Source organism: Tractidigestivibacter sp., from assembly GCF_057241865.1.
On record NZ_DBHHPX010000065.1, the window covers coordinates 1 to 7875 of the forward strand.

At 63.4% G+C, this 7875-nt stretch carries 7 protein-coding genes; 4 read left to right on the plus strand and 3 right to left on the minus strand.

The genetic code is table 11. The annotated features are described in order from the left end of the window. Nucleotides 1-393: 393 nt before the first annotated feature. The 4 genes from ACO59D_RS12525 (at nucleotide 394) to ACO59D_RS12540 (ending at nucleotide 4509) form a co-directional block, all read left to right on the plus strand. The gene (locus ACO59D_RS12525) at nucleotides 394-906 is read left to right on the plus strand and encodes a YbhB/YbcL family Raf kinase inhibitor-like protein (RefSeq protein ID WP_130813063.1); all 513 of its coding nucleotides are present in this window, start codon (nucleotides 394-396) and stop codon (nucleotides 904-906) included. A 108-nt stretch (nucleotides 907-1014) separates the two neighbouring features. Next, nucleotides 1015-2805, plus strand: a complete 1791-nt coding sequence (pepF, locus tag ACO59D_RS12530; RefSeq protein WP_485127266.1) for an oligoendopeptidase F — start codon at nucleotides 1015-1017, stop codon at nucleotides 2803-2805. Nucleotides 2806-2908: 103 nt separating this feature from the next. Continuing rightward, on the plus strand, nucleotides 2909-3835 hold the full coding sequence (locus ACO59D_RS12535) for a substrate-binding periplasmic protein (RefSeq protein ID WP_485127267.1): 927 nt from the start codon (nucleotides 2909-2911) through the stop codon (nucleotides 3833-3835). A gap of 23 nt (nucleotides 3836-3858) precedes the next feature. Further along, a complete protein-coding gene (locus ACO59D_RS12540) occupies nucleotides 3859-4509 on the plus strand; it encodes an amino acid ABC transporter permease (RefSeq protein WP_485127268.1) in 651 nt (216 codons plus the stop codon). Between the two features lie 80 nt (nucleotides 4510-4589). On the opposite strand, the gene ACO59D_RS12545 is transcribed toward ACO59D_RS12540, so the two are convergent. The 3 genes from ACO59D_RS12545 to ACO59D_RS12555 all read right to left on the minus strand — a co-directional run bounded on the left by ACO59D_RS12545 (nucleotide 4590) and on the right by ACO59D_RS12555 (nucleotide 6935). Continuing rightward, nucleotides 4590-5486: an SPFH domain-containing protein gene (locus ACO59D_RS12545; RefSeq protein ID WP_485127269.1), complete on the minus strand. Its 897-nt coding sequence runs from the start codon at nucleotides 5484-5486 to the stop codon at nucleotides 4590-4592. 203 nt (nucleotides 5487-5689) lie between these two features. Continuing rightward, nucleotides 5690-6142 carry an HIRAN domain-containing protein gene (locus tag ACO59D_RS12550; RefSeq protein ID WP_485127270.1) on the minus strand — a complete coding sequence of 151 codons (453 nt, stop codon included), beginning with the start codon at nucleotides 6140-6142 and terminating at the stop codon, nucleotides 5690-5692. Then, a complete protein-coding gene (locus ACO59D_RS12555) occupies nucleotides 6135-6935 on the minus strand; it encodes a J domain-containing protein (RefSeq protein WP_485127271.1) in 801 nt (266 codons plus the stop codon). The genes ACO59D_RS12550 and ACO59D_RS12555 overlap by 8 nt, the downstream gene beginning before the upstream one ends. Nucleotides 6936-7875 lie beyond the last annotated feature (940 nt).

Genomic DNA, 7875 nt, shown 5'->3' on the forward strand with positions numbered 1-7875 from the left:
CCGGCCGTGTCAGCTAGAATGGGTGGCCCAACGCAAGGTCGCAAAGCCGGCCGGATATGGCGCCTTTCGTCTGGCCGTCTGGGCCTCGCGTCAGGCCTGCTCATTCTACCATGTGGGGGTTGCGCCGGGTCGCGAGCGGCAGGGCGAACCCAGCCGGGTTCGCGACAGCGGGCGAGACGCGCGTCGACAGGCGGCGCGCTCGTCTCAGCCCTCGATTTATTGCGCGCTACTTTATGGTAACGATGATATTTTCCCAGTTGGGCTTCGAGTATCAAAAACGGACGCGCAATAATTATGCTCCGGGAGTTGGAAGCTCCTTGCATGACCCGCGCAAAGCCAGGAGCTCTTCCCCTCTCGTACAATGGACGCACCACACCAACCTGGGAGGCACTCATGGACGTACATGTAAAGCTCGACGAGAACGGCTACATCCCCGACGCCTACGCCAAGTACGCCGACAAGAACGGCCTGCATGCCGGCACGCCAACGCGCTCCTTTCCGTTCGAGGTCACGGGCGTGCCTGCGAACGCCGCCACGCTCGCCGTGGTCTTCTACGACATCGACTCCATCCCCGTGTGCGGCTTCCCCTGGATCCACTGGTGCGCCTGCGGCATTCCGGCGAGCAAGGCCTCGTTTCCCGAGAACGCCTCCAACCAGGGCTTCGCTGGCATGGTGCAGGGGAGAAACTCGTCGGCGTCTCGCCTCGTGGGAAGCAATGACCCGCTCCTCACCTGCCGCTACAACGGCCCACAACCGCCCGACCGCGACCACACCTACACCCTGCGCGTCTACGCTCTGGACAATGCGCCGCAGCTCAGCGAGGGCTTCTGGCTAAACGAGCTGCTCCATGCCATGGAGGGGCACGTCCTGGGCGTGGCCATAGCACAGCTCCCCGGTCGAGCATAGGCCGCCCAGGCGGGACGGCCACCCCTCCCGCCTGCGGTCATGGCACACGCCCCAACTCCAGCGGGTACCATAGGGAAGTCTGAAGAACTCCCACCCGAAGGAGCACGCATGCAGTATCAGTCGCGCGACCAGATTCCCGAGAGGTACCGCTGGGACCTCTCGTCCATGTGCAAGGATGACAAGGACTTCGAACGCCAGCTTGAGGGTGCCAAGGCCTTCCCGGCAAAGCTCGCGGCATACAGAGGCCGTGTGAGCGCCTCAGCCGAGGACCTTCTCGCCTACCTGCGTCTTGCTGACGAGTCGAGCGTGACCCTCGACCGTCTGGGCAACTATGCCGACCGTCAGGCCGACGTCGACACCCGCGTGGCCAAGTACCAGGTCTACTCCGACCAGATTATGGGCCTGGAGGTAGAGACCGAGGAGGCCTGCTCGTGGTTCTCGGCAGAGCTTCTTGGTATGGCAGACGAGAAGCTCGCCGCCTTCTTTGCCGAGGAGCCGGGCCTTGAGCACTACCGTCGCGCGGTCGAGCGCGAGCTGCGCATGCGTCCGCATCGCCTCTCGGCGCCGGAGGAGGCCATCCTCGCCCGCGCAGGCGATTCCGCTGCCCAGCCAGAGCGTGTGTTCTCGCAGCTCAACGACGCCGACCTCACCTTTACCGACGCCACGGACGCCCAGGGCAAGAAGCATCCCGTGACCCACGGCAGCTTCATCAACCTTGAACGCAGCCATGACCGCGTGCTGCGCAAGTCCGCCTTTGACTCGGTCTACGCGAGCTACGGAGCGCACCGCAACACCTGCGCCGGGCTTCTCGCCGCCCAAGTAAAGCAGCTCAAGTTCTTTGCGGACTCGCGCCACTACAAGGACGCCCTGGAGTACCGCCTCGATGCCAACGAGGTGCCCACCTCGGTCTACGACAACCTTGTGGGCGCGGTGAACGAGAACCTCGGCGCGCTCCACAGCTATGCGAGCCTGCGCAAGAGCGTCCTAGGCGTGGATGAGCTGCACTTCTGGGACATGTACGTGCCGCTCGTCGATTCGGTTGACCTCACCTACACCTACGAGGAGGCCTGGGAGCTCATCTTGAAGGCGCTCGAGCCGCTGGGCGAGAACTACCTGACCATCGTACGCGAGGGCCTTGAGCGGCGCTGGATTGACGTATACGAGACGCCCGGCAAGCGCTCGGGCGCGTACTCCGCGGGCTCTTATGGCACCAACCCCGTAATCCTTACGAGCTTCGACGGAAGCCTCGATGACGCCTTCACGCTGGCGCACGAGATGGGCCATTCGGTGCATACGTACCTTTCGTGCCATGCGCAGTCACCCACCTACAGCGACTACCCCATCTTTGTGGCCGAGGTGGCATCCACCCTCAACGAGGCGCTGCTCTCTCACTACCTCCTGGAGCACACCGCAGACCCAGCGGCCCACGCCTACGTGCTCAACAACTTTGTCGAGTCGTTCCGGGCGACGCTCTACCGGCAGTGCATGTTTGCCGAGTTCGAGCGCAACGTAAACGAGATGAACGCCGACGGCCGCGGCGTCACGGCCGATGCGCTCTGCAAGCGCTGGGGCGAGCTGAACGCGCAGTACTTTGGCGACGCCGTTGTCGTGGACGATGGCATTTGCCTGGAGTGGGCGCGCATCCCGCACTTCTACTACGGCTACTACGTCTACCAGTACGCGACGAGCTACGCAGCAGCCATTGCCGTCTCGGACCGCATCCTCACCGAGGGCGCGCCTGCCGTCGAGGAGTACCTGGGCTGCCTCAAGGGCGGATCCAGCAAGCCGCCTATCGAGCTTCTGCGCGACGCCGGTGTTGACATGGCAACGCCCAAGCCCGTCGAGGACGCACTGGTGTACTTCTCGCGCCTAATCGACCAGCTTCGCGACGAGCTATGAGACAAGTGAGACAAGGGGACAGTCCCCTTGTCTCATAGCAGACGGCTAGGATTTCAATGAGCTACAATGGGCACTCGCTTCAGACACATATGGGGGCATCCGCATGAACAACAAGCTGAACAAATCGATTGGCCGCAGGGCATTTCTCGGACTTACCGTAGCAGGCGCCACAATCATGCTTGCGGGCTGCGACGGCTCGCAGGATTCCGCCTCCTCCAACAGCACGTCAAGCACGACTGCCGCCTCGCCAGACGGCGAGGCCACCGCCCTTTCCGGCCGGCATCTCACCTTCGTGGGCGACGACGCCTTTGCCCCCTATCGCTATATCGAGATGCAGTCGGACGGCACCCAGAGGGTCGTGGGTCTCGACATTGCCGTAGCAGACGAGATGGCCAGCCGCCTTGGCTTCACCTACGACTTCGAGCCGCAGGAATTTGCCGCCACGCTTGCTTCCGTCCAGTCGAGTGACACCTCATTCACGATGGCGATGTCATCAAATGCCGAGCGCGAGCAGACCTACGACTTCACCCGCGGCTACTACCAGCCGCTCGTCGGTGTGCTTACCCTGGGCGGCGACCCCATAACGACCATCGACGGCCTTTCCGGCAAGAGCATCGCCTGCACAACCGGCACCGTCCAGAACAAGTTTGTGACTACCGTCCTGCCCAACGCCGACATCCACACCTACGATGGTGGCGACCAGTGCCTTCAGGAGGTTCTCGCCGGCCGCATCGACGCCTACGTGTGCGACGGCGCCGAGGGCCAGTCCATGCGCGACGCCAACGAAGGCCTGGTGCTGGGCCTTCTCGACCGCAGCGAGACCAAGGACTACGTGGGCGTCTACCGCATCATGGCAACGAAGGGCGCGTCCTTTGTGGCCGATTTCGACCAGTGCATCGGCGAGATGCTCGAGGACGGCACCATCGACCAGCTCATTGGCACCTACGTTGGCACGGACTTCGAGTGGGGCGGGGACTTCTCCGCATCTGGCACGGCAACGGAGGGCGTGGGCTCCTCCTCGTCCAAGTAGCGATCAGCTGGCGAGAAACCCGCATGAACTTCTCGGTCATCGAGCCTTACCTGCCAATGTTCGCAAGCGGGCTTGCCGTCACCCTCGAGGTGACGGGGGCCGCGCTAGTCCTTGCCTTTGCGTTGGGGTTCCTCATCGCCGTACTCAAGGTGCTGCCCTGCAGGCCGCTGCGCCTCGTGCTCGACTTCTACACCTCGATCTCCCGCGGGATCCCCCTCATCGTGCTGCTCTTCATCGCGTACTTCGCAACGCCGCAGCTCACGGGCTACAAGGTCTCGATGTTTGCGGCGTCGGTGCTCACGCTGGGACTCAACGGCTCGGCTACCGTCTCGGAGACCGTCCGTGGCGGCATCGAGGGCGTTGACCGCGGCCAATACGACGCCGCGCGGGCGCTGGGACTGCCCTACCGCCTCATGATGTGGGAGATCATCATTCCTCAGGCGCTGCGCTCAGTCGCTCCGGCACTGGTCAACGAGGTAATCACCGTGCTCAAGAGCTCCTCGCTTGTGGCGACCATTGGCCTTATGGACATGATGCGCGCGGCACAGAGCGTCCAAGCGCTCACGTACCGCGCGTTTGAGCCGTTCATCGCCGTCGCCGCCGTCTACTACGTGATCGTGATGACGCTCGTGGCGGTGGGCAAGCGACTGGAGCGTCGGGTGAAGCGGGCATAGCCGCCGCTGCAATCGAGGCAGGTGGGGTTCTCGTCCCCTATCCTTATGCTCTGCTGGCAGCCGCAACTCCCGATGGCCGTCTACCTGCCCTCGGGGGCCTTCTTCCCCGCGACGATGCTCTTGAAGACGCCGCTCTGGTCAAAGTCCTCGGGCAAAAGCACCGTGGCCGCCTTGCCACTCGCAGCGTAGTTGTTCATCATGTCGGTCCACTGGGTGAACTCGAAGAGGCGGTTGGCCTCCTCCTCGGTAACACCCGACTCTCGGATGGTGTCGATTGAGTCCTTGATGCCGCGCGCGATGGCGACACGCTGGTCGGCGATGCCCTTGCCCTCTGCGGCCATGGCCTCAGCCTTAGCCTGAGCAGCAATGACGGTCTTGGCCTTTGCGGCGTTGGCGTCGTTGGTCGCGCTCTCGAGGTTGTTCTTCGAGGCGATGATGTGGTTCATCGACTCCTGGACCTCCTGCGGCAGCTTGATGCGCGTGATGAGGGTGGTTACCAGGACGTATCCGTAATCGAGCATCTTGGCGGCAACGACCTCGTCGATTGCGTGGGCAATGGCGTCCTTCTCGGAGAAGACCTCGTCCAGCGTACGCGCGGGAATCTGGGAGCGCAGGGCATCGGCCAGGTAGTCCTGCATCTGGCCAACCGGGTCCTGCAGCGTGTAGAAGCTGCGGTAGACGCCGGAATCGGCGCCCTTCTCGACATCGGCGTAATCCACGTGGTACTGGATGGAGACATCCAGCTCGATGGTCACGTTGTCTGAGGTCTTGGCATCAAAGGTCATGTGCTCGTCCTCGGTCATGAGGCTCACGTCGCGCGTGATGTCGATGAAGGGGAACTTGACATGGAAGCCTGGGCCGGCAAAGCCGTGGAACTTACCTAGGCGCTCGATGACGGCGACGTGCTGCTGGCGCACGGCATAGCCTGTTGAAAGCACAAGGATCACGATGATGACGATGGGTACGATCATGAACATGAAAGACCTCCGGTCTGTTGTTGACGGACACTGGACCCCGATAAGCATATCAGGTGCAGAGGTCCGACAACAGCGTGGCGACATGTTGGAGTATGACGGTCGACATGGGACAAGGGGACTGTCCCCTTGTCCCATCTGCAGTCGAAGGCCGAGGCGTTGTTCTCCTAGGTGTCACTGCCGTGCCGAGCCTTAGTCATCGAGCCTTAGTCATCGAGCCACACCCCCATACTGATCTTCCACCAGCTACCCACCAGCTCTACCTTGGTGACCTCTCCATAGAGGCGTTTTCCACCGTCCATGAGGCGCGCAGGAATCTGGTTGATATCGGCAGAAACATAGCCCAGATGCTCGCCGTGCGCATCGAGTACCCTGATGGCCCAGTGGTCGTAAGCGTTTTTGTCATCGCGCTCAAGGCGCAGGTGGTCGCCCTCGTGCAAGCCATGCGCCAGATCCTCGATGTTTGCCACATGGGTGGTCCCAGCTACACACGTGTCTGGCACCAGACAGATTGGCTGCGAGAAGGGCTTGGGCACGTTAACGCCGAGCCCACTCTGCCCATGTATCGCTGCAATAATCGCACCGGCCGTCGCAGAGGTAACGGCCACCAGACCTCCCGCCGTACCGGACGGTCCCACAACCGCCCTCTCGTCACTCATCGAAGCTCCTCTTGAGCTTCTCGAGGCGTGTGTCGCACTCATAGCGCATGCGCTCCCACTGCTCGATGGCAGCCTTGAGCTCCATGGTGCGCTCCGCTACCCAATCAGGGTCGGCAAGCATGTGACCAAGCTTTATGTCCTCACCCTCCTCGAGCTTGTGTAGCTGCTGACGCATGACGTTCTCCTCGATCTGGGCAAGCTCAAGCTCCTCTGCGAGAAGCGTCGCATCGTCCGTCTCTGCAAGATCATCCGGGCCATCGAAGCGGCGCGTGGCCGCCTCCAGGGAGCGGAGGGCTTCCACGTCACCGTTTTTGTAAGCCGCCTGCGCAATCTGGAAGAGCGCTGCGCGCTCCTCGTCCTCTCCCATATGCACGTCGGGGTGCAGCCGCTTCATGAGCGTTCGGTACACGGAGTGAAGGATGTTGGCCTCTGCCTTTGTCATGGGCACCAAGCCCGCACGCCAAGCGAGCGCTTGCTCGACAGCGGAGTGCGCCTCTTCTGCCAGCGCCGACCACTCCGCAAACTCGATGTCGAGCACGGTCTCGATGTGATCCATCCGCGGCGCTACTCCCCTGTTTGCTTGTCCTTGCGCCAGCGCCAGCCTTCGCTTTGCACGGCGTGCGGCGATCTCAGCTTCGAGAAGGCCCTGCTCCCAGCAGCCAATCTTGAGCGCATAGTCCGCCCGAATCTGCGGAATCTGCTGAAGTTTAATGTCTTCCATGCGCGTGACCAACCCCAGGACGGAGTCACGCACGACACGGATCTCTTTTCTCAGCTCCTCCGCTGTTTTCACGTTCTCCGCCATCTGCCCCCACCCCCGCATCACGGCATCTCCCGACTTCGTGTGCCTTGACCTTACTGCCAAGGCGCGACACAAATTAGGCCCTTATGTGGGGAATGCGGATGGAGCACGACAAGCGGCCAGTGGGACCGCAGTCGCCACCAGCCGCACGCGTGTCTTTTCTTGGCTGCAGTTTGCGCTGTTGCCGACTCCCCTATGCAACCTCGTAGAAGCGGATGTCGGGATCGGCCGCCCAGGTTGGCTTGAGGCTAGGGGCAACCTTTGTGGTGAAAAGGTCGCTCGTCAGGTATGCCTTCGCGTGCTCCATGCTGTCAAAGCCGCGGGGCTGCGGTGGGAATCCTGGACCGAAACGATCCTATGCGACTGGCCCCGAGTCCCTTCGGCACCGCATGGGGCTCCTGTGGCCCGAGTCGCTCTTGGCCCTGACGCCACGATGCCACCCCAGGTACGCGTCGGGCATGGCGGTGAGCCCCCCGACCGTCACCCCGGACCGATCGCACCCGCAGGAGAGCTCCATCCTCAGCCTGCCGGAGAGCCCCCCGCGCCTCGCGCCGTCCGGGCCGCAGCCCCTCCTCGGCACCGGTCTGGCCGGGCCGTGTCCTTCGCACATGCCTATCCACCCCGGCCATCGGCAGTGGCATCCCCGGCCGCTGCGCGCCAGGGGACGCCCGCCATCGCCGAGCCACCCGCACGCACCGGGAGGCGGCGAGCTCGCCATCCCGGCGTCGGGCGGCGTCGAGGCCGGCCGGCCCGGCGGCATGCCGCCGGAGCGGCCGACGACCGGCGAGGGGCAGGCCCTGCCGGCGGGGACGCGGAGCTCGGCGGCGCCCGCCGCCCGCCTCCCGCTGGGGCCGTCGGCGCGGAAGCGGTGCCTTCTGATAGCGCTAGCTTAGGTTTCACCAGATTGACCAACACGCGCCCCAATCCGACC